This is a genomic window from Nocardioides sp. URHA0032 (genome assembly GCF_000620645.1).
Taxonomy (GTDB): Bacteria; Actinomycetota; Actinomycetes; order Propionibacteriales; family Nocardioidaceae; genus Nocardioides.
Map to the genome: position 1 here is coordinate 21,121 of NZ_JIAV01000015.1, position 19,869 is coordinate 40,989.

At 71.4% G+C, this 19,869-nt stretch carries 19 protein-coding genes; 6 read left to right on the forward strand and 13 right to left on the reverse strand.

What is annotated here, in order from left to right:
- The first annotated feature begins 320 nt into the window (after positions 1 to 320).
- Entirely contained in the window at positions 321 to 1,037 is a 717-nt protein-coding gene (locus N538_RS0104515; protein ID WP_081790285.1) for a response regulator, read from the forward strand.
- A 233-nt stretch (positions 1,038 to 1,270) separates the two neighbouring features.
- Here N538_RS0104515 and N538_RS0104525 read toward each other — a convergent pair whose 3' ends face one another.
- Positions 1,271 to 2,017 carry a lytic murein transglycosylase gene (locus tag N538_RS0104525; protein ID WP_028636308.1) on the reverse strand — a complete coding sequence of 249 codons (747 nt, stop codon included), beginning with the start codon at positions 2,015 to 2,017 and terminating at the stop codon, positions 1,271 to 1,273.
- Positions 2,018 to 2,297: 280 nt separating this feature from the next.
- Here N538_RS0104525 and N538_RS0104530 point away from each other — a divergent pair, with 280 nt between their 5' ends.
- From N538_RS0104530 to N538_RS0104555, 5 genes are all read left to right on the forward strand, one after another.
- Positions 2,298 to 3,047: an ANTAR domain-containing protein gene (locus N538_RS0104530; RefSeq protein WP_155991967.1), complete on the forward strand. Its 750-nt coding sequence runs from the start codon at positions 2,298 to 2,300 to the stop codon at positions 3,045 to 3,047.
- Positions 3,048 to 3,373: 326 nt separating this feature from the next.
- Positions 3,374 to 4,078: a response regulator transcription factor gene (locus N538_RS0104540; RefSeq protein WP_028636311.1), complete on the forward strand. Its 705-nt coding sequence runs from the start codon at positions 3,374 to 3,376 to the stop codon at positions 4,076 to 4,078.
- 222 nt (positions 4,079 to 4,300) lie between these two features.
- A complete protein-coding gene (locus N538_RS0104545) occupies positions 4,301 to 5,014 on the forward strand; it encodes a GAF and ANTAR domain-containing protein (protein ID WP_028636312.1) in 714 nt (237 codons plus the stop codon).
- A 40-nt stretch (positions 5,015 to 5,054) separates the two neighbouring features.
- On the forward strand, positions 5,055 to 5,783 hold the full coding sequence (locus tag N538_RS0104550) for a GAF and ANTAR domain-containing protein (protein ID WP_036569508.1): 729 nt from the start codon (positions 5,055 to 5,057) through the stop codon (positions 5,781 to 5,783).
- Positions 5,784 to 5,899: 116 nt separating this feature from the next.
- Positions 5,900 to 6,658, forward strand: coding sequence for an AfsR/SARP family transcriptional regulator (locus tag N538_RS0104555; RefSeq protein WP_028636314.1), 759 nt, complete (start codon positions 5,900 to 5,902; stop codon positions 6,656 to 6,658).
- Positions 6,659 to 6,739: 81 nt separating this feature from the next.
- Here the strand turns inward: N538_RS0104555 and N538_RS0104560 are convergent, their stop codons facing one another.
- The 12 genes from N538_RS0104560 to N538_RS0104615 all read right to left on the reverse strand — a co-directional run bounded on the left by N538_RS0104560 (position 6,740) and on the right by N538_RS0104615 (position 19,835).
- On the reverse strand, positions 6,740 to 7,135 hold the full coding sequence (locus N538_RS0104560; protein ID WP_028636315.1) for a VOC family protein: 396 nt from the start codon (positions 7,133 to 7,135) through the stop codon (positions 6,740 to 6,742).
- 52 nt (positions 7,136 to 7,187) lie between these two features.
- The gene (locus N538_RS0104565; protein ID WP_028636316.1) at positions 7,188 to 8,726 is read right to left on the reverse strand and encodes a phosphate ABC transporter substrate-binding protein PstS; all 1,539 of its coding nucleotides are present in this window, start codon (positions 8,724 to 8,726) and stop codon (positions 7,188 to 7,190) included.
- The gene (pstA, locus tag N538_RS23870) at positions 8,723 to 9,871 is read right to left on the reverse strand and encodes a phosphate ABC transporter permease PstA (protein ID WP_081790287.1); all 1,149 of its coding nucleotides are present in this window, start codon (positions 9,869 to 9,871) and stop codon (positions 8,723 to 8,725) included. Before pstA ends, N538_RS0104565 begins: the two co-directional genes overlap by 4 nt.
- The gene (gene pstC / locus N538_RS0104575; RefSeq protein ID WP_081790288.1) at positions 9,871 to 10,866 is read right to left on the reverse strand and encodes a phosphate ABC transporter permease subunit PstC; all 996 of its coding nucleotides are present in this window, start codon (positions 10,864 to 10,866) and stop codon (positions 9,871 to 9,873) included. The genes pstA and pstC overlap by 1 nt, the downstream gene beginning before the upstream one ends.
- Positions 10,863 to 11,639 (reverse strand): phosphate ABC transporter ATP-binding protein PstB, encoded by a 777-nt coding sequence (gene pstB / locus N538_RS0104580; protein ID WP_442937145.1) that lies wholly within the window; start codon positions 11,637 to 11,639, stop codon positions 10,863 to 10,865. Before pstB ends, pstC begins: the two co-directional genes overlap by 4 nt.
- 65 nt (positions 11,640 to 11,704) lie before the next feature.
- Positions 11,705 to 12,628 carry a sortase gene (locus N538_RS23875; protein WP_051548785.1) on the reverse strand — a complete coding sequence of 308 codons (924 nt, stop codon included), beginning with the start codon at positions 12,626 to 12,628 and terminating at the stop codon, positions 11,705 to 11,707.
- Positions 12,613 to 14,706 (reverse strand): substrate-binding domain-containing protein, encoded by a 2,094-nt coding sequence (locus N538_RS0104590; protein WP_028636319.1) that lies wholly within the window; start codon positions 14,704 to 14,706, stop codon positions 12,613 to 12,615. Before N538_RS0104590 ends, N538_RS23875 begins: the two co-directional genes overlap by 16 nt.
- 202 nt (positions 14,707 to 14,908) lie before the next feature.
- Positions 14,909 to 16,027, reverse strand: coding sequence for a substrate-binding domain-containing protein (locus N538_RS0104595; protein ID WP_028636320.1), 1,119 nt, complete (start codon positions 16,025 to 16,027; stop codon positions 14,909 to 14,911).
- A 41-nt stretch (positions 16,028 to 16,068) separates the two neighbouring features.
- Positions 16,069 to 17,532, reverse strand: coding sequence for a hypothetical protein (locus N538_RS0104600; RefSeq protein WP_028636321.1), 1,464 nt, complete (start codon positions 17,530 to 17,532; stop codon positions 16,069 to 16,071).
- A gap of 204 nt (positions 17,533 to 17,736) precedes the next feature.
- Entirely contained in the window at positions 17,737 to 18,516 is a 780-nt protein-coding gene (locus tag N538_RS0104605) for a 3'(2'),5'-bisphosphate nucleotidase CysQ (RefSeq protein WP_051548787.1), read from the reverse strand.
- Between the two features lie 9 nt (positions 18,517 to 18,525).
- Positions 18,526 to 19,161 carry an aminoacyl-tRNA hydrolase gene (gene pth, locus N538_RS0104610; protein WP_231496136.1) on the reverse strand — a complete coding sequence of 212 codons (636 nt, stop codon included), beginning with the start codon at positions 19,159 to 19,161 and terminating at the stop codon, positions 18,526 to 18,528.
- Positions 19,158 to 19,835, reverse strand: coding sequence for a 50S ribosomal protein L25/general stress protein Ctc (locus N538_RS0104615; protein ID WP_028636324.1), 678 nt, complete (start codon positions 19,833 to 19,835; stop codon positions 19,158 to 19,160). The genes pth and N538_RS0104615 overlap by 4 nt, the downstream gene beginning before the upstream one ends.
- Positions 19,836 to 19,869 lie beyond the last annotated feature (34 nt).

The window sequence follows — 19,869 nt, forward strand, 5'->3', positions numbered from 1 at the left end:
GATTGCGCCCCCCGAGAACCGCTCACCAGCCGCTGCACGCTCCTGGGAGGGAGCGGGCGGTTCCTCCACCTGGGAATGTCCCCCGTCCCGGCTGGACACCGCCCGGAGCTCGAACGCCGGTCCAACGACCGGCCTCGTGGCCCGCTGCGGCTGGTGAGCCTCGGCGCTCGTCGTCGGCGTGCAGGAATGATTGACGTTTCGACGGGGCACGCACAGGGTGTCGCTCGGCGGCGAGCGACGCGTGCCTCGGACGTCCTGACCCGGTCGTTCTGCCCAGGAGGCCTCGAGTCCCGGAAGGAGCGAGCCCCCATGACCGACGCGTGCGACAGACGGCTCCCGGTCGCGCCGCGACCATGACCAGCCGCGGTCGACCACTCCGCGTGCTCGTGATCGACGACCACGAGCTGTTCGCCGAGGCCCTCCGCAAGGCGCTGGAGTCCGAGAGCCCCACGGTGCACCGGCTCCTGCCCACCGACATCGCGAAGATGATGGCGGCAGCTCCCGCCGACGTCCGTCGGACCGGCGGCGACTACGACCTCGCCCTGCTCGACGTCGACCTGGACGGGTTCGGGGACGGCTCGAGGCTCATCGCACCGCTGGCCGAGGCGGGCACCGTGGTGGTGGTCCTGACGGGATCCGCCGACCGGGCCCGCTGGGGTGAGAGCGTTCACCTCGGCGCAGCGAAGGTGATCTCGAAGTCCGCATCGCTCGACGAGGTCAACGCCATCGTGCGTGGAGTCCGCGACGGCGCCCCCTTGGCGACTCGGTCCGAGCACGAACAGCTGCTGCGGGCCTGGTACGAACGCAAGCTGCGCGAGGAGCAACTCTGCCCGCGGCTCGAGAAGCTCTCGCCAGCCGAACGCGACCTGCTGCGCCAGCTCACGCTCGGCCGGACCTTCAGCGAGATCGCCGCGGCTCAGGACCTGTCGCCCGCGAGCGTGCGGACGCAGCTGAACGCCATCCTCAGCAAGCTGGAGGTCTCCTCGCAGATCGCGGCCGCGGGCCTCCGCAACGGGGCGGTACGGCGTCGGACCTGACTCCCCCGGGGTCCCAGGGTCGGGTCCACGGTCCTACTCGTCGGTCTCCACGCCGCCGGCGTCCTCGTTGCACTCGATCTGCGGTGGCTCCTCGCCGGGGAAGGCGAACACGCTCATCGCGCGAAAATGGTCGCCCGCGGACCCTCGGGGAGCCGGGCGGTGTCGGGTGTGGGCTGGTAGTCCCTGGCGAAAATGTCGTGATTCCGCCCCGCGATGCGCAGAAACGTCAGGGACTACCCGGCCGTGCGGTCCGCGTAGGCCTTCGCGGCGGTGTAGACCGAGTCCACGTAGGACTGGGCGTGGTTGTAGGAGAACACCGCGTCGGCCCATCCCGAGCCGGTGGTCAGGTCGTGGCCGTCGGCGCAGAGGTAGAGGACGGCGGCGTACGCCGCGTCGTCGAGGTCGTTCGGGTCGGCGGCGCCGTCCCCGTCGCCGTCGGCGCCCCAGGTCTCCCAGGTCGAGGGGATGAACTGCAGCGGTCCGACCGCGTGGTCCCAGTGCGGGTCGCCGTGCCAGGCGGTCGTCTCGGGCGTGGCCGGGATCGCGGCGTACCGGTGGCCGTCGAGCGCGGGGCCGAGGATCGGCGTGGACGAGTGCCCGTCGTCGCCCAGGGTGCGGCCGCCGATGGTGCCGTGCTGCGACTCCACCCAGCCGATGCCGGCCAGCGTCGTCCAGCCGACGTCGCAGCCGCGCGGCTCGGCGAGCTGTGCGTTCGCATAGGAGCGTACGGCGGTTGCCGGGATGCCCGCACGGGCGGCGGTGTCGGCCACCCACTGCGGGTCGACCCGCTGCGGCCCGACCGGCTTGCCCGGCTGCACCTCACCGTGGGCCTGCGCCGCCGGAACGGGTGCTTGGACGTACTGCCGGTCGGACACCACGTACGACGGCGCGGACAGCACGGTCTGCGAAGCGAGGTACCCGAGTCCCGCGACGACCACCAGACCGGTCGACAGGGACGCGATGGTGCGGGCAGGACTCATCCGAAGCGGCCGTGCACGTAGTCGCTCGTCCGGGGGTCCCGCGGGCTCTGGAGCATCGCACCAGTATCCCCGTGCTCGACGATGGTGCCGGGGGTGCCCTGCGATGCGAGATGACGATGACGATCGAGGTGCCGGGACGCCACGAGCCCGACTCCGTCCGCACACCTTCGCGTGCACACTAGGGTCGGAGGGCAGGCGGCATGGGGATCGGAGGACCGGTTCCACGGTGGTCCCGGGCGTGGAAGGCTCGCTGACGGACAGCGGGGCCGGAGAGGTGGCGATGACCGAGCAGCGACCGGCGGAGCCCGCCCGCGAAGGGACCGAGCTGACCCTGCTCCGGCTGACTGCGGACATCGCCGAGGAGCTGGTCGGGATCGACGGGCTGGACCGGGCAGCGCAGCACACGGCGGACCTCGTCGCGCGCCGCGGCGTCGCTGACGTCGTCGGGCTCTCGGTCCACTCCCGTCACGGCCCGGCGCGCCGACTCGGGTCCAGCGACGCCGGCCTCGCTGCCCTCGACCGTGTCGCATCCGCGTCCCTGATGACTCCCCGGGACGTGCTCCTGGCCGACGGCGAGGTGCTCGTCCTCCCGGCCACCCGCGAGGAGGCGCGATGGCCGGAGTGGGCGGCGGCAACGGCCACCGCCGGCCTGCACTCGGCGCTCTTCGTCGGCATGCCCCCAGCAAGGACCGACGTGACGGTGCTGGAGCTGTACGGGCGCCGGCCCGGGGCGTTTCCCCCCGCCGCCACGAGGGCGGCGAGCCACCTCGCCCACCAGATCGGCCTCCTGCTCCGACACGTCGATCGCGCCACGAACCTGACGGTCGCGCTGAACTCGCGCGGCGTGGTCGGGCAGGCCCAGGGCATGCTGATGGAGAGGTACGAGCTGGACGGCGACCAGGCGATGGCCGTGCTGCGCCGACACTCCCAGGAGACGCAGCTGAAGCTGCACACCGTGGCCGAGCTGGTCGTCGCCGGTCGCCGGCTCCACGCCGGGCGCGCCGACGACCCGTCCGCACCGCCACGCTGACGACGGATTCCACAGCAGATCAAGGGTCAGCCAGCGATCCCGGTAGCGCCGTTGCGGGGAACGCCTGATTTGACGCGCCTTTCACGATTTTTTTGCACAGGGGTGGCGTCATGGACCCGACCAAGGGAGCACTCGATGCACGCTCAGGCCACGATGCCGACGACGCTCCACGCCGCGGTCGCCGCGCGACGCGCGCTGCGGTCCCTTCTCCGCCCTCGCTGGGGAGCCCCAGCCGTCGCCGGGCTCATGGCCGGGTGGCCCCTCGGAACCGTCGGTGGAGCCGCCTTCACGCTCACCCCGTCCGCCGCCGACGAGGGAGCACGACCGTGCCTGGCGATGCCGGACTGATCCGGATCGCGCTGGTGGAGGACCAGCCGCTGTTCGCGGAGGCCTTCGACATCGTCCTGACGCACGCAGGCCATGTCGTGCGCCGGGTGTCGCCGAGGTCGTCCTCGGTCGACCGCGTCGCCGCCGAGGTGCTGCGCCAGAAGCCACACGTCGCGCTGCTCGACCTGCCCCTGGAGCCCACGGACGGCGCGCACCTCGTCTGTCCCCTGGCGCTCGCCGGTGTCGCCGTGATCGTCGTGACCGCCACCACCGACCCGGCGCGGCACGGCGAGTGCCTCCACCTCGGCGCGCGGGCGGTCGTGACCAAGTCCGCGCACCTGGAGACGGTCCTGAGCCGGATCCGCGACGTCGGGGCGGGTCGGCCGGCAGTGTCGCACGAGCAGCGCACGACCCTGCTCACCTGCTACCGGAACGAGCAGGCTCGCGACGCGAGGTCAGCCGCGCTGCTCCAGACGCTGAGCCCTCGCGAGAGCGAGGTCCTCGGGGAACTGATGCGAGGCACCAGTGTCGTGGAGATCGCCCGGGCTGCGTTCGTGGCCGAGGCCACGGTCCGGGCGCAGGTCCGCGCGATCCGGGTGAAGCTCGGCGTGCCTTCCCAGCTCGGAGCCGTCGGTCTCGCGTTCCGGGCCGGATGGCGACCGCCAGGACCCTCGCACCCATGGCCCGCGTCCGCACATCCGTGACCCGGCACGGGTCGGTCGCGTCTGCCGGGCCTGCCGGTGGGGCCACGGATCCGCTACGGTGTGGCGGGAACCCCTGAGCGTCGCGGATGGCAGCCACCTCAGCGGAGGGAACGCCGGAGTGCACGGTCGCCGGCCGAGCTGAGGAAGCATCATGGAGCGGTGCGGCGCGAACGTCGGTCCGTCGGCACGTGGTCCGCGATCGACCTCGTTCCGGATGTCGCCGTGACGCCCGCCGCCGAGATCCTGATCTCGCTCATGGACGAGGTCAGGTCCGAGCTGAGCCTGCCGGAGCTGCTGTGCCGGGATGCGTGCCGGCGCCTCCCCATCTCGGCAGCGGGTATCGCTCTGATGAACCGCGACGGCGTCATCGAGCTCGTCGTGGGTTCCGACGAGCGGGCCACCGAGCTCGAGGATCTCCAGCTCACCCTGGGTGAGGGTCCGTGCGTCGACTCCTTCGCGACAGGACGCCTCGTGCTGCATGCAGACCTGTCGGCCCCGGGTTCCGACCGGTGGCCGGCCTACACCCCCGCTGCCCTCCAGAAGGGGGTCCGCGGGCTGTTCTCGTACCCGCTGCGGATCGGTGGCATCCGCCTCGGCGTGCTCGACCTGTACCGCGACCAGCCCGGCCTGCTCGACGATGCCGACCTGAGCCTCGCGCTGCACTACGCAGACGCCGCGGTCATGCTCGTGCTCTACCTCCAGACCGGGGACCACGACGGCACCGGCGGCGAGCCGGACGCCCTGGCGATCGGCCGGCTGGAAGTGGAGTTCGAAGGACATCCCGAGGTCCACCAGGCGACCGGCATGGTGTCGGTGCAGGCAGGCGTCGGGTTGACCGAGGCGCTCCTGCTGCTCCGCGCGCGAGCCTTCGCCGACGGCCGATCGGTCGCCGAGACCGCTCGCGGTGTCGTCGACAGAGTGATTGTCTTCTACTGAGCAAACCGTCGGCCACCACCGACACGGAGAGGAGAACGCGTTGTCCCGAGAACAGCTGTTGGCCGCGACGTTCGTCGAGCTGGCGGACACGATCGGCGACGACTTCGAGGTCCTGGACTTCCTCCAGAACCTGGCGACCAGATGCACCGAGATCCTGGGCGCCACGGCTGTCGGGGTGATCCTGGCCGACCAGCGCGGCACCTTGCAGTTGGTCGCGTCGACCACCCACACCTCCCAGGTGCTGGAGCTGGTCGCGATCGCGATCTCGGAGGGGCCGTGCCTGGATGCCTGGCGCTCGGGTGCTCCGGTCGTCAACGTGGGCTCCGAGGAGGCGGCGCTGCGCTGGCCCCGCTTCACCCGGGAGGCTCGCAGCCTGGGGTTCGCGTCCGCCCAGGTGGTGCCGATGCGGATGCGGTCAGACGTGCTGGGCGCCCTGAACCTGCTGTACCACGAGCCGACCGTGTTGGGCCCCGACGACGTGGCGGTCGCGCAGGCGCTGGCAGGGGTGGCCACGATCGGCCTGCTCCAGGAGCGGACGCCACGGCAGAAGGAGATCCTCGCCGAGCAGCTCCAGACGGCCCTGGCCCTGCGGGTGGTGGTCGAGCAGGCCAAGGGTGTGGTGGCCGAGCGCACCGGCCTCTCCGTCGAGGACAGCTTCGACCGCCTCGCAGTGCTCGCGCGGCGGCAGGGACGACCGTTGAGCGACGTCGCCACCGACGTGCTGGCCGGGCTCGTGGAGGTCCTCGCCCTGGACGAGGAGCGCAATTGACTCCTCCGTCGAGCCCGCGGTGACGGGCCGGCCGGGCTGCCGCGCGTTATCCTGAACGAGCGGTCAGAGAGGTGCTGCGCCCGGGTTTTGTCGAGCAAGGGGGCCCAGGCCAACGCATGACGCAGCATCGAGAGGTCTCCATCAGCCTGCTGGGCGAGCTCGAGGTGGTCCGCCTCGACGGCACCACCGTCCCGGCTGACGAGTGGCGCACCGGCAAGACCATGGACCTGCTCCGGCTGCTCGCTCTCAGCAATGCGCGGCCCGTACGCGTCGACAGCCTGATCGGCAAGCTCTGGCCCGACGCCGCGCCCGAGCGGGCCGGCGCGAGCCTGCGCACCGCATCCAGCCAGATCCGACGCGCGATCCAGCACCAGTGCATCGAACGCTCACCGGACGGCCTCGTGCTGCGCGACGCGTGGGTCGACGTCGGGGCGTTCGAGGAGGCCGCCCAGCGCGTCAAGGCCGCGGACCACCTCGGTCAGCACGCCCGGGTCCTCGAGGAGGCGCGGGTCGCTGAGCGCCTCTACCGCGCGGACTTCCACGCCAACGACGACGACAGCGACTGGGCGCGCGCCGAGCGGGAGCACCTGGTCCTGATCCGGCTGGAGCTCGTCGCTGACGCTGCGGCGGCCGCGATCGAGCTGGGCTCGTTCCGCGAGGCGCTGGAGCTGGCCGGGACGGCCGCGCGGATCGACCGGGTGTCGGAGTCCGCCCACCGGACCCTCATGCGTGCGTACGCCGAGCTCGGTGACATCGGCAGCGCCCTACGCGTGTTCGAGACCTACCGCGCCTACCTGGCCGACGAGTTCGGCGCGGATCCGTCGTACCAGACCCGCGACCTGCACCTGAGGTTGCTGCGGGGCGGCACCTCCTGACCACGACGACCCCGCCGACGGGTGTCTCGCGGCCCGGGCGTCGTGCTCACCGGGGCCCGACACGCCCGTCAGGCAGGACCGTCACGACGCCGTGACCTCCGCATCCGACCTCAGGATGCAGAACTCGTTGCCCTCCGGGTCTGCGAGCGTGACCCAGCCGGACCCGGGCCCGTGGATCCCGCGGTGGTCCTCCACGACCGAGGCGCCGTGGCCGACCAGGGTCTCGAGCTCCTCGTCCCGGGTGGCGGCGCGCGGGCGGAGGTCGAGGTGCAGCCTGTTCTTCACCGACTTCTGGTCCGGCACCTCGATGAAGAGCAGCCGGTGACCGGTCTCGGGGTCGCGGATCATGCACTCCACGTGACCGGGCAGGTTCGGGTCCCCCTCGAGGTCGACGTAGCCGAGCACCGGCTTCCACCACTCCGAGAGCTCGTAGGCGTTGCGACAGTCGATGGTCGTGTGCGCGATGAAGGTCGTCATGCCGCCAGCCTCGCGGTGACCGCGGCTCGCCTCAACCGGTTTGGGGCGCGACCTACCGCCTCGTCCTCGACCGCCGCAGCAGGAACGGCGGCACCATCACCGTGAGCGCCAGCGCGATCGCGGCGACCCAGGCCGCCGCGGTCGCCTGGCCGGAACGCCCACCGGTCAGCTGCAACGGTGTCGCCGTCGCGCCAGCTGCCGTGCCCGTCGCAGGATCGACGGCACCACCCGTCGTACCGCCGGTCAGTGGATCGATCGCGCCGGGCGCGTCACCACCGGCCCCGGTGCCGCCACTCCCCCCGGTCGCACCGGGTCCGCCTGCTCCTCCGGTGCCGCCGCTGGTGCCGGTCCCCCCGCTCGCGCCGGTGCCGCCCCCGCTGTTGGTGGTGGTGCAGTCCGACCCGATCCTGTCGCACTTGCTCGGCATGGGCGCCGACTGGAGGATGTCGAGCGCCGGGTTGTCGCAGTCGCTGATCGACGGCGACCTCACCGCTCCCGGGATCCGCTTCACCTGGTCGAACCCGGCCAGCACCAGGTTCTTGGGAAGCGGCGAGTAGCCCAGGATGTCGGCCTTCTGCTGCCCCGCACACAGGAAGTAGTTGATGAACGTCGAGAGGGTCTTGCCCTTGTCGGCGTTGAACGGCGAGTCCGTCGACGTCGGCACGACCATGTAGCTGTAGCTCGACATCGGGTACGTGCGCGGGTCCCGGTTCGTGTACACCGACTCGAGGTTCTGGGTCAGGTCGCTGTTGATCTTCGCGCCGGTGAGCGCGACCGCGACGTTGCCGGCCGTGGGCTGCGAGTAGTAGCCCGCCTTGTTCAGCAGCGACACGACGGGGAAGTCGATGCGCTTGGCGTAGGCGTACTCGACGTACCCGATCGAGCCGGCGCCGTACGACGCGGAGACGTAGTTCGCGACGCCGTTCGAGCCGACCTGGGCCTTGGAGCTGCCGAACGACGGGTAGAACGACACGCTCGGGCAGTCGCTGCCCGACAGGTGCAGCTCGGACCGGATGAACGGGCAGTAGATGCTGTTGGCCTGGCTGCGCATGTACAGCGAGAACTGCGCGGACGCGCCGGCGCCGTCCGACCGCACGACCGGAATGATCGGGATGTCGGGCAGCGGCTTGCCGTAGTCCTTCTCGATGGCCGGGTCGCTCCACCGCGTGATCGCTCCGGTGAAGATCTTGGCGAGGGTGGTGCCCGACAGCCGCAGGTCGCGGACCCGCTGGCCGCCGACCGTCAGGTTGTACATGAACGAGGTGCCGCCGGCGACGATCGGCAGGTAGGCGAAGTCGCGGCTGGGCACCTCGGCCTGCTGCCCCGGCTCGGGCGGGTTCTGGAACGGGATCTCGGTGTTGGCGAAGTCCACGGTGCCCTGGATGAACTGCGACCGGCCGTCGGTCGACCCGGTGCCGGCGAAGTTCACGACGACGCCGGAGGCGCGGACGTCGGCGCGCCAGGCGTCGACGGCGACCTGGCTCCAGGTCGAGCCGGCGCCGGAGATCGGCACGTAGCTCTCGGACGCCTGGGCGGGCACGGGGGCGAGGAGCGCGCCGACGAACAGCACGACGGCGATGATGCGCTTCACGACATGTCTCCTTCGAGGGAACCGACGTTCACGGCGTTCGGCGCGGGTGCGAGCCCCGCGGTGACGGCCAGGCGGCGCTGCTGGCGCCGACTCAGGTGGCCCGGCGGCTTGCCGCCGATGACGCGGGCGAGGCCGAACAGCACGACGACCAGCACCAGCAGGACGACGGCGGCGCCGAACGCCCGGGCGATGGCCTGGTCCAGCGGCAGCCGCATCTCGTTGAACACGAACAGCGGCAGCGAGACCTGCGGCCCGTGGAAGGCGTCGTAGTTGAGCTCGGAGGTCGACCCGGCCACCAGCAGCACCGGCGACGTCTCCCCGATCACCCGCGCGACGCCCAACAGCACCGCGGTGACGAGTCCCGACCGCGCGGTGGGGAGGACGACGCGGCGCACCGTCTGCCACTGGGTGGTGCCGAGGGCGAGCGACGCTTCCCGCAGGCCTCCCGGCACCAGCCGGAGCACGACCTCGGCGGTCGTGACGACGACCGGGATCATGCTGACGCATAGCGCGAGCGAGGCGGCGAAGCCGCTGCGCTCCTGGCCGAACTTGAGGATCAGCATCGAGTAGATGAACAGGCCGGCGACGATCGTCGGCACCGCACTCATCGCCTCGACCACGGTCCGGACCACCCGGGCGAGCCGGCCGCGCACCTCGCTGAGGTAGACCGCGGTCGCGATCCCGAGCGGCACGCTGGCGATCATCGAGATCGCGACCTGCTCGAGGGTCCCGACCATCGCGGCCCAGATGCCGCCCTGGTCGAGCGACGCGTCCGGGCCGATGTACGCCGTCGTGTCGTGGTAGAAGTTCACGTGCTTCAGGGCCGTCCAGCCCCGCACCGCCGTGAACACCACGATGCCGGCCAGGCAGGCGACCAGGATCGCGCCCGCCGTCGTGACCAGCGCCCCGACGATCCGGTCGACGACCGCGATCCGGTCCAAGGTGGTCGCGCTCGCGGCGGCGAGCAGGACGAGGAAGACGGCGTACCAGCTGAGCCAGAAGCCGATGGTCCCCGTGATCGGGAGCAGCTGCTGGTACATCAGCCACACCAGCGCGAGGGCGCCGAACGCGGCCGAGCCGACGTGCAGCACCAGCTCGGTCGAGACGCCGCCGACCTTGACCTTGCGGGGAGCCGTGGCAGCCATCAGATCTCCGTCGCCGAGCCGGAGCGGGACCGGCTCACCACGATGCCGGCGAGCGTGTTGATCACCAGGGTGAACAGGAACAGCACGAGGCCGGCGCCGAGCAGGCCGGACAGCGCGACGCCGCCGGACTCGGAGTAGCGCGACGCGATGTGCGAGGCGATCGTGTTGGTGCCGCTCTGCAGCGGGTGCGTGGTGAACTCGAACATCGGCGAGATCACGGCGTACACGACGATCGTCTCGCCGAGCGCCCGCCCCAGGCCGAGCATGATGCCGCCGACGATGCCGCTGCGGCCGAACGGGATCACGACGGTCCGGATCATCCCCCACCGGGTGGCGCCCAGGGCGATGGCGCCCTCGCGCTCGCCGATCGGCGCCTGCGCGAAGACCTCGCGCATGATCGAGGTGACCGTGGGCAGCACGACCACGCCGACGGCGATGCCCGCGATGAACGCCGAGGACGTGTACGACGACGGCGAGTCCGGGGTGTTCACGCGCAGGAACGGCAGGACGGGACCGAAGTGCACCGAGATCCACTGCGCCACCGTCAGCAGGTGCGCCTGGAGGAAGAACAGCGCCCACATCGCGTAGATGATCGACGGCACCGCGGCCATCAGGTCGACCAGTGTGATGAGCGAGCCCTTGATCGAGCGGGGTGCGTACTCACTGATGAACAGCGCGGCGCCGAAGCCGACCGGCACGGCGACCACGAGGGCGAACAGGCCGATCAGGAATGTGCCCCACAGCAACGACGCGATGCCGAACGTGCCGGCCTCCGGCAGCCACTGCCACTCGGTGATGAACGAGAGGCCCTGCTGGTGCAACGCCGGCCAGGCGCCGATCAGCAGGAACAGTCCGATCAGACCCATGACGACGAGCGTCGAGATCGCGGCCGAGCGCGCCGCCACGACGAACGTGACGTCCTGGGGCGTCGGGCGCGCCGAGATGACGCGGCGGGTGGCTGCCGTCCGGACCGGCGGGTCGACTGAGATCGTCATCCGAAACGGCCGTTCACGTAGTCGGAGGTCCGCTCGTCCTGGGGCCGCTCGAAGATGTCCTCGGTCCGGCCCTGCTCGACGATGTAGCCGGGCTTGCCCTCGGCCGCCAGGAAGAACGCGCAGTGGTCGGAGACCCGGTGCGCCTGCTGCATGTTGTGCGTGACGATCACGACCGTCACCTCGCCCGCGATCGAGCGGATCGTCTCCTCGACGCGACGGGTGGAGGTGGGGTCGAGCGCCGAGCACGGCTCGTCCATGAGCAGCACGTCGGGGCGTACGGCGAGGGCGCGCGCGATGCACAGCCGCTGCTGCTGTCCCCCGGAGAGCGAGGAGCCCGGCGTACCCAGGCGGTTCTTGACCTCCTCCCAGAGACCGGCACTGCGCAGGCTGCGCTCGACCAGGTCGTCCGAGGTGCTTCGCCGGGTCCTGCGGCCGGTGAGCCTGAGCCCGGCGAGCACGTTGTCGTGGACAGACATGGTCGGGAACGGGTTGGCCTTCTGGAACACCATCCCGATCCGGCGCCGACTCTCGATCGGCCGCAGCTCCGGGTCGTAGATGTCGTGGCCGTCGAGGAGCACCTGCCCCGCCAGGCTCGCCCCCGGGACCAGCTCGTGCATCCGGTTGAGGATGCGCAGGAATGTCGACTTGCCGCACCCGGACGGGCCGATCAGCGCGGTCACCTCACCGGCGGCCATCGCCAGGTCGACGTCCTCGAGCACCTGGTGATCGCCGAACCAGGCGCTCACCCGCTCGGCGACCAGGGCCGCGGGCAGGCGCGGCTGCGCTGCCGGAAGGACCAGCGTCGCGTCGTCCGTCATGGTCATGGATTCGCCTTTCGTCACAAGGTGTTGGGGAGCAGGACGGCGAGGTTCTCGAAGACGTTCCAGAGGATCGCCAGGAGCACGGGGACGGCGCCGATCCAGACCGCGCGGACGTCGAACCTCAACGCCCCCCAGGTCACGAGCGCGGTCACGAGCAGCAGCAGCTGGGCCCACAGCAGGAGCGCCACACCGCGGCCGGAGCTGCCGGCTCCCGGGGCGTCGTCCGCCGTGGCGGCCGTCCCCGTCGACGCCGGCTGTGCCGTGCCGTCGAGCTGCGCTGTGACGGTGAGGCTGCGGCTGGGGGTGATCGCCGGGTCGGACGTGATCAGCGTCAGTCGGGCGGGAACCTGCTCGATCTCGGTCGCCGGGGCGTCGGTGGTGCGCACCAGGTCGACGACGTAGGTGAACTGGCCCTGGCCGGTGGTGACCAGGATCCGGTCACCCGGCTCGAGCTGGTCGAGGTTCCGGAACGGCGCGCCGAACGTCGCCCGCCGCCCCACCAGGACCGAGACACCGGTCTGGCCGGGCAGCACCGAGTCGGGCTCGAGGCCGGGACCGCCGATGGTCTGCTCGGACGCGCTGCCCTCGACGAAGACCTGCTCGACCCCGATCCGCGGGATCTCGACGATGCCGAGCGGGGTGCCGTCGGGGATCACGCCCGCGACCGGGACCGTCGCCTGCGCCAGCGTCTCGTCGAGCTGCTGGTACAGGACGTCCTGGCTCCGGTTGGCGGCGAGGCCCGACCCGACGAACAGGTACAGGCCGAACGCCGCGAGCAGCAGGGTCAGCGTGATCAGCCCGAACGCCACCACCGTCGCGCCCGTCACCTCGAACGGCTTGCGCGGCGGACGCGCCTTGCGGGGCCGGCGCGGAGCACTCATCCCCCGGCGCGGCTTCGGGGCACGACCCTGCTGGACCTCCTCGCTCAGCGTCGCAGCCACTGCGGCCCCCGGCCGGTCCGGCTCAACCAGAGCACCAGCGGTCCGGTCGCCAGCGCGACGAGCGCGACCAGCCCGAGCACCGGCAGCGTGAGCATCCGGCCGCCGGCGGCCTGCGGACCGACCGTCAGCATCGTCGGGCCGAGGTCGCCGTCGGCGGTCTTCGGACCGGTCGTGCTGCCCGTGGGCTCGTCCGACCTGGGGGCGGGCCCTGCCGTGATCGGCGGGGCGCCGCCCCCTCCACCGGGGGGTGCACCCGGCGGGTCTGTGGAGTCACCACCGTCGCCGCTCCCGTCGCCGCCGCCGTCGTCGCCGAGGTCTGTCCATCCGGCGAGGACGGCCTTGCGGGCCTCGGCGACCTGGGCGACCAGGTCCTGGGAGAGGGGCGCGTGGCCGGGCGGCAGCATGCCGACCTGCTCACCGGGCTGCTGGCCGGCCCGGGCGACGTACGCCAGCAGGTCGGCCATCTCCTGGCGCTCGTCCTTCGGCGCCCTGGTCGAGAAGGCGCCGGAGATCTGCAGGGACAACGGGTAGCTGCCCGCAGTGTCGTCCGTCGGGTCGACGGCCCGGGTCACACCGTCCGCGCCGACGGTGCCGTGCTTGATCGCGGTCAGCATCGCGGCGTCGGTCGGCTTCACGTACCGGCCGTCCGCGTTCTCGAGCGCCGCGGTCGAGAGCTGGAACCGCGCCGCCGACGCAGCGTCGATGATGCCGATCACCTCGCGTCGGCCCGGGTTCTGCCGGGGTGGCTTGGTGACGACGTTGACGCCGCCCTCCTGGGTCACGATCGCGCCGGGGAACTGCGCGAGCGAGAGCTGGCGCGAGAGCGTGTCGAGCTCCTGGATCGGCGCGTACGTCTCCGACATCAACGGGTCGAGCAGCGGGAAGCTCGCGAACGGCAGCGCGACCTTCCGGTAGTTGGCGTTGACCGTCATGCCCCACGGGTCGGGCTTGCCGGCGATGAACTCGCGGGCATCCTTGTCCGCCTCGATCCAGCGGGTCAGGGCGAGCGTGGTGTCCGACAGGTCGCCCAGGATCAACGGGTGGTTGCCGGGCGCACCGCCCGGCCAGGCGACGCCCGGATTGAGCTCCTTGAACTCGGGGTCACGGAAGAGGTTGACCGGGTTGTCGATCACGGCCGGGTTGCCGCCGGACCGGTAGGAGCCGGTGATCAGCTTGGCGACCAGGCGCGGGTTGAGCTTCATGTCCGTGACCGGCTTGCCGTTCGCGTCGTCGATCTGGAACGCGACCACCATGCCGGTGACCGAGAGCGGCGCGTAGACCACCCCGCGGCCGTCGGCCGCATCAGCGTCGAGGGGGTCGATGACGAGGCCCGCGTCCGTCGTACCGGAGGCGACGTCGGAGCGGGTCTGCGGCTCACCGATCGCGGTGTAGTCCACGAGCACCTTGTCGCTGGCGAGGGTGCAGGTCTTCGCCCGCCAGCTCGCCATCGCGCGCGCAGCGACGGGGCTGCCCTCGACCCGCAGGGAGGCGCCAGTGAGCGGGCACGCGTCGTCGACCGGCAGGAACGTCAGCGGTACGACGGTGCGCCGCTCCCATGCCCAGGGCGCGTCCATCAGGTCCTCGGTGGCACCCTGCGGGCGGCCGTAGTTGGGGACCACGACGATCGAGCACGGCGCGGTCACGTCGCAGCCGAGGCCCGCCGACTCGCGCTTGGTGAACAGCTGGATGGAGACCTGGCCGGTCCCGTCGGCCGCAGTGACGTTGTCCTGCCAGTTGGCGGGGCCGTCGGGTGTCGCGTCGTAGGGATCGGTCTGCCCGGGGTAGGTGAACGGCAGGACCGTCGGCACTGCCGGGTTGGAGTCCGTGGCGTCGACGCCACGGAAGCCCGGCGATCCGTAGCAGTCGCTCGAGCTCGCGGGGTCGGATCCGCGGCACTCGTAGACCCGCACCGGGTTCTCGGTGTTCACGTCGAGGGAGTCGCCGGAGTTCTGCAAGCGGTCCGACGAGCTCGGGAGGAAGCCCGCCCACGACACGACCACCGTCTGGTTCACGAGGTCGGTGGTCCTGGTCACGGTGACGGTCGCGCCGTCACCTCCCCCCGGCGCCGGCACGGTCACCGGCCCGGGCTCCTCCCGCGTCGGCGCCGGCGGCGCCGCGGCCCATCCCGGGACGACCGGGAGGAGAGCCGCGACGGCAAGCACCGCAGGGATGGCTCGGATGCACCCAATCCGCATGGTCGTCTGCTTTTCCTTCTCGTGGTGGGCATCGCGGGGTGGCGGCGAGGACCGCCACCCCGCGATGCCGGGTCAGCTCCGTCGGTCAGCTGGGCTGACCGCAGTAGCGCGACGCCGAGGTGTCGTCACCGAGGGGCGTGTTGCCGAACGGGATGAGCAGCTCGTCCGCGTGCTGGCAGAGGAAGCCACCAGCCTTGAAGATCGACTTCAGCCCGTCCGGCGCGTCGTTGCGCACGGCGTTGAAGAAGATCCGGCCGAAGGACGCGCTCCCGCCGGTCGTGAACGCCGGGTTCAGCACCTGGTAGGTGACACCGTTCAGCGTCGATGTCGTGGTCGGGGCGGTCATGGTGTTGACGAACCCGATGTGGGCGCCACCCCGCAGGTCCTGGATGCCCGGCGGCTCGTTGACCTGGGCGGCCCACTTGGTCACCGCGTAGGGCAGGATCCCCTGGGGGTCGCCCGCCATGCTCTCACCGTCGTTCTGCTGGCCGTCGAACACCGTGGGCAGCCCGGCGCAGCCGGCCTGCACGTTGTTGAGGTTGGTGCCGATCGCCTGGAGGAAGAAGGTCAGCGTCGCCGCGGACGCCGGCGGCAGGTAGACGTGGATGTCGCCGGCCTGGCCGCCCACCTCGCTCCAGTCGGTGGTCGTGCACTCGAAGATGTCCTTGAGCTGCGTCGTGGTCAGGGGGGTGGTCGGCGCGTACGCGTTGCCGATCACGCCGTAGCTGACCGCGTCGCGGCTCTGGGCGTAGAACGTCAGGTTCGCCTCGGCGGCGGCCGTGCCCTTTGCCCGGCTCGAGCGGACGAAGTCGACGCAGTACTCGCTCGGGTCGACCGTGCTCTTCTGGTTGAGCGTGATCGCCGTGACGCCGGCGTTCGCGCCGTTCGGACGGGCCACGGTGCAGCCCGGCTTGGTGGTGATGTTCTCGCCGGCAGCACCCGTCACCGGGTTGATCGCGTCGTAGGACGCGATCACCCGCGTCGGAGCCGGAGACTGCGCGTTGTACTTGTCGGCGAGGTTGTTCGTCAGCTCGGCGAACGCGTCGGCGCCGACGGCGGAGTAGATCTGCGCTGCGGTCTTGCCCGCCGGCGGCGTTCCCGGCTGGCCGGGCACCGGGTCGGCGGTCGCGGCGCCGGTGCCGGCCAGCGCGAGCGAGGCGGCCGCGCCGGCCACCGCGAGGACGGAGACGAGACGTCGGTTCATCGGGAGTCCTGTTCTGGAGGAGGATCGGGTACGGCGGCTCATCACTTCACCTGCAGCAGGGCCAGCGAGACGCGCCTCGCGCTCAGCACCTTCACCGAGACCGTGTGCGAATCGGCGGCACCGAGGGCGAGCTTCTTCACGATCGTCCCGGTCTTCGCCGCCTTCGTGTTGAAGGTGGTCTTCTTGCCATCGACCACGACCTGGGCCTTGCCGGCCTTCGGTCCGGTGCTGAAGGTGATGACGACGTGGTCGCCGACGACGGTCACCGTCGCGGAGGAGCCCTTCTTCGTGCTCGCGATGCCCTTCTTGCCCGGCGCCTTGGCGAACGCGTAGGTCTTCCAGCTGCCGGACTTGGTGACCCGCTTGTCGGTCCAGCCGTACTTGCCGGCCTCGAGCGCACCGTCGGGCACGTCCAGGCGGCCTGTCGGAGCGAGCGCCACACCGCGGAACTCGGTGTTCGCGTCGGCGGTCGCCAGCACCGTGGGGTTGCTCGGGTCGAAGGCGTTGCCGGCGCCGTTCGGGTCGGTCAGCGCCAGCAGCTCGGTCGGCGTGGTGACGGCCAGGCTGACCTGGCCGCCGGAGACGTCCGCCACCAGGCCGGTCGCGCCCTCGACGTCCACGTGGCCGGCGCTGGCCCACCTCGAGCCGTTGTACCGGTACTTGTCGACGGTGCCGCCCCGCTCCGAGGAGTTCGCGAGGTAGAGCGTGTCCAGCTCGGTCCCCGCGAAGTCCGCCGACGTCAGGTTGAGGAACGCGTAGCCGTAGGTCAGGAGATCCTCCGGCAGGCCGGTGAGGTCGGTGAGCGTCGCCGAGCCCTTCGGTGTGCCGGTTCCGACCGCGGCGAGCCGGTTCGCCAGGATGCCGCTGGCGAACAGCTGGCCGCCCTGGACGGTCAGCGCGCCGAGGTTCGCGGTCGCGCCACCGGCGATGGAGGTGACCGTCCCGGAGCCGATCGCGGTGGTCAGCACGCCGCCGTCGCCGCCGGCCGCCCAGACCTGCTTGCCGTTGGTCACGGCGGAGCGGATGATCGCCGGCCCGCCGGAACCCAGGGTGGTGCTGGTGTCGAGCTCGCCGTCGGCGTCGACCACGCCGACGACGCGGGCGACCGAGGCGGGGTCCGACGCCGTCAGCGACATCCCACCGGGACCGGTCGTGCCCGGTGCCGCGGCGTACCCGGTCAGCGCGAGGAGCCTGCCGTCCGGGGAGTTCGTGATCAGGCCCTCGGACCGGGACTGGCCGGCCGCGGTGAGCGGCTTGTTCGCGCCGGCGGCGGCGGTCGGGAGCGCCACGCTCGAGACCGCGTCACCGTCGGGGGTGAACTCGTCGAGGAACACCGGCGCCGCGGCGTTGCTCAGCGCGGAGGCACCGTCGCCGACGCGGTAGACGACCAGGTTGCCGCCGGTGAACTTCGCAGCCTGGGCCTGGGTGGACGACAGCAGCGGGACGGCGGCCACGGCGAGGGACAACGCCGCGGTGACACCGAGGATGCGCAGGGGTGTGCGCATGGAGACCTCACTTCGACAGAGGGACCGGACACCCGAGAGAAACCCAGTAAATACACTGGATTGGTCGAAATAATGTGGTTAACAGGCCCGACGGTCAAGCGACTCGTCGAAAAAGTCCACGTCCGGCGGGGCGAGGGGACGAGAAAGGCCCGGACGGTCTACTCGAGGTAGTCCGTCCGGGCCATGCCGGTGCTCGGGTCGGTGCTACTCGGCGCCGTGCGCCGCGATGAACGCGAGGATCCGCTCGGCCAGCTCGGGCCGGCACACGACGACGTCGGGGAGGTAGACGTCCTCCTGGTTGTACGCCAGGGGTGAGCCGTCGACGCGCGAGGTGAACAGGCCGGCCGCGCGGGCAACCGCGACCGGCGCGGCGGAGTCCCACTCGTACTGACCGCCGGCGTGCACGTAGGCGTCGGTGACGTCGCGGGTCACGGAGATCATCTTCACGCCGGCCGAGCCCATCGGGACCAGCTCCGCGTCGAGATCCTCCGCCAGGGCGTGCACGAACGCCGGCGGCCGGCTGCGCGAGACCGCGATCCGCGGGCGGTCCGAGGTCGAGGGCGGCACCACGGGCGGCGTACCGGTGTTGAACGTCTCCCCGAGCACGGGCTGCGCCACGGCTCCGGCGACCAGGTCCCCGTCCTGCCAGAGCGCGACGTGCACGGCCCAGTCGTCGCGCGGCACCTCGGAGAACTCGCGGGTGCCGTCCAGCGGGTCGACGATCCAGACCCGGCTGCTGGTGAGCCGCACCTTGTCGTCCTTGCCCTCCTCGGAGAGCACGGCGTCGTCCGGGCGGTGCCGGGCGAGCAGGTCCATCAGCAGCTCGTGCGCGGCGCGGTCGCCGGCGTCCTTCAGCTCGCGTCCCTCGAGGCCCTCGCCGCGGACCTCGAGCAGCCGCTCCCCCGCGACGGTCGCGAGCCAGGTCGCGAGCACGTGGTCGTCGGTAGCGGCTTCGGCGGGCGGGTTTCCGGGTTCGAACGTCATGCGGGCACCTTACGAGTTGAAGCTCTGCTGGGTGCGCTCGAGACCATCGGTCACCAGCGACTCGACGGCGTCCGCCGCCTTGTCCACCTGGAACGGCAGGATCTTCTTCTCGCTCGACGAGTAGCTGGACAGCACGAAGTCGGCGACGTCCTGGCGACCCGGCGGCCGGCCGATGCCGACCCGGACCCGGGCGAAGTCGCCGGTGCCGAGCGAGGAGCGCATCGAGCGGAGCCCGTTGTGGCCGTTGTCGCCGCCGCCGACCTTCACGCGCATGGTGTCGAAGGGGATGTCCAGCTCGTCGTGGACGGCCACGATCCGCTCCGGCGGCACCTTGTAGAACGTCGCGAGCTGCTTGACCGGCCCGCCCGACTCGTTCATGTACGACCGCGCCTTCATGAGGACGACGCGCGGGCCGGGCGTACCCGGGGCGCCGAGCCGTCCCTCGACGACCTCGGCCCGTCCGGACTTGTGCGAGCGGAAGGGCGCGCCCATCCGCTGGGCCAGCTCGTCGACGACGAGGTAGCCCACGTTGTGGCGGTGGCCGGCGTAGGAAGGGCCGGGATTCCCCAGCCCGACCACCAGCCACACCGGCGTGGAGTCGGCCACGGAGTCCCGGCCCTTTCTCGTGAACAGGCGGAGGATCACCCCTCCGACGCGGCCTCGCCCTCGGCAGGAGCGTCGCCCTCGGCGCCGACCTCGTCGACGTCGTTGTCGGACTCGTCGCGCTCGATGCCGGCCTCGGCCTCGGCCTCCTCGAGCTCGGCCTCCAGGGCCTCCTGCGACTGCTGCTCGGTGATGTTCACGACCAGCGCCTCGGGGTCCAGGAGCAGGGTGCTGCCGGACGGCAACTTGAGGTCGGAGGCGTGGATCTGGGTGCCTGCGGCGGCGCCCTCGATGTCGACCTCGATGAACTCGGGGATGTGGGTCGCCTCGGCCTCGATCTGGATCGTGGCGTTCTCGGTGACGACCAGCGTCTCGCGGACGGCCTCGCCCACCAGGTGGATCGGCACGTCGACGGTGACCTTCTCGCCCTTGACCACGGCGACGAAGTCGATGTGCTCGAGGTGGCGCTTGATCGGGTCGATCTGGACCTGCTTGGTCAGCGCCAGCTGGGTCTTGCCGTCAATGTCGAGCTCGAGCAGCGCGTTCGCGCCGCCGTGCTTGAGCGCCATCATGGTGTCGTGGCCGGGCAGGGTCACGTGGATGGGGTCGTTCCCGTGGCCGTAGATGACGGCGGGAACCTTGTCCTCGCGACGGATCCGGCGGGCGGCGCCCTTGCCGAACTCGGTGCGGGACTCGGCCTTGATCTTCTCGGACATGGGGTGCGGCTCCTCGTGCGTCTTCGTGCGGACT

Excerpts from the sequence above, each read along its gene's own strand:
- N538_RS0104525 (WP_028636308.1), bottom strand. The coding sequence starts at position 2,017 with ATGAGTCCTGCCCGCACCATCGCGTCCCTGTCGACCGGTCTGGTGGTC.
- N538_RS0104530 (WP_155991967.1), top strand. The coding sequence starts at position 2,298 with ATGACCGAGCAGCGACCGGCGGAGCCCGCCCGCGAAGGGACCGAGCTG.
- N538_RS0104555 (WP_028636314.1), top strand. The coding sequence starts at position 5,900 with ATGACGCAGCATCGAGAGGTCTCCATCAGCCTGCTGGGCGAGCTCGAG.
- N538_RS0104560 (WP_028636315.1), bottom strand. The coding sequence starts at position 7,135 with ATGACGACCTTCATCGCGCACACGACCATCGACTGTCGCAACGCCTAC.
- pstA (WP_081790287.1), bottom strand. The coding sequence starts at position 9,871 with ATGGCTGCCACGGCTCCCCGCAAGGTCAAGGTCGGCGGCGTCTCGACC.
- pstC (WP_081790288.1), bottom strand. The coding sequence starts at position 10,866 with ATGACGATCTCAGTCGACCCGCCGGTCCGGACGGCAGCCACCCGCCGC.
- N538_RS0104595 (WP_028636320.1), bottom strand. The coding sequence starts at position 16,027 with ATGAACCGACGTCTCGTCTCCGTCCTCGCGGTGGCCGGCGCGGCCGCC.
- N538_RS0104600 (WP_028636321.1), bottom strand. The coding sequence starts at position 17,532 with ATGCGCACACCCCTGCGCATCCTCGGTGTCACCGCGGCGTTGTCCCTC.
- N538_RS0104605 (WP_051548787.1), bottom strand. The coding sequence starts at position 18,516 with ATGACGTTCGAACCCGGAAACCCGCCCGCCGAAGCCGCTACCGACGAC.
- N538_RS0104615 (WP_028636324.1), bottom strand. The coding sequence starts at position 19,835 with ATGTCCGAGAAGATCAAGGCCGAGTCCCGCACCGAGTTCGGCAAGGGC.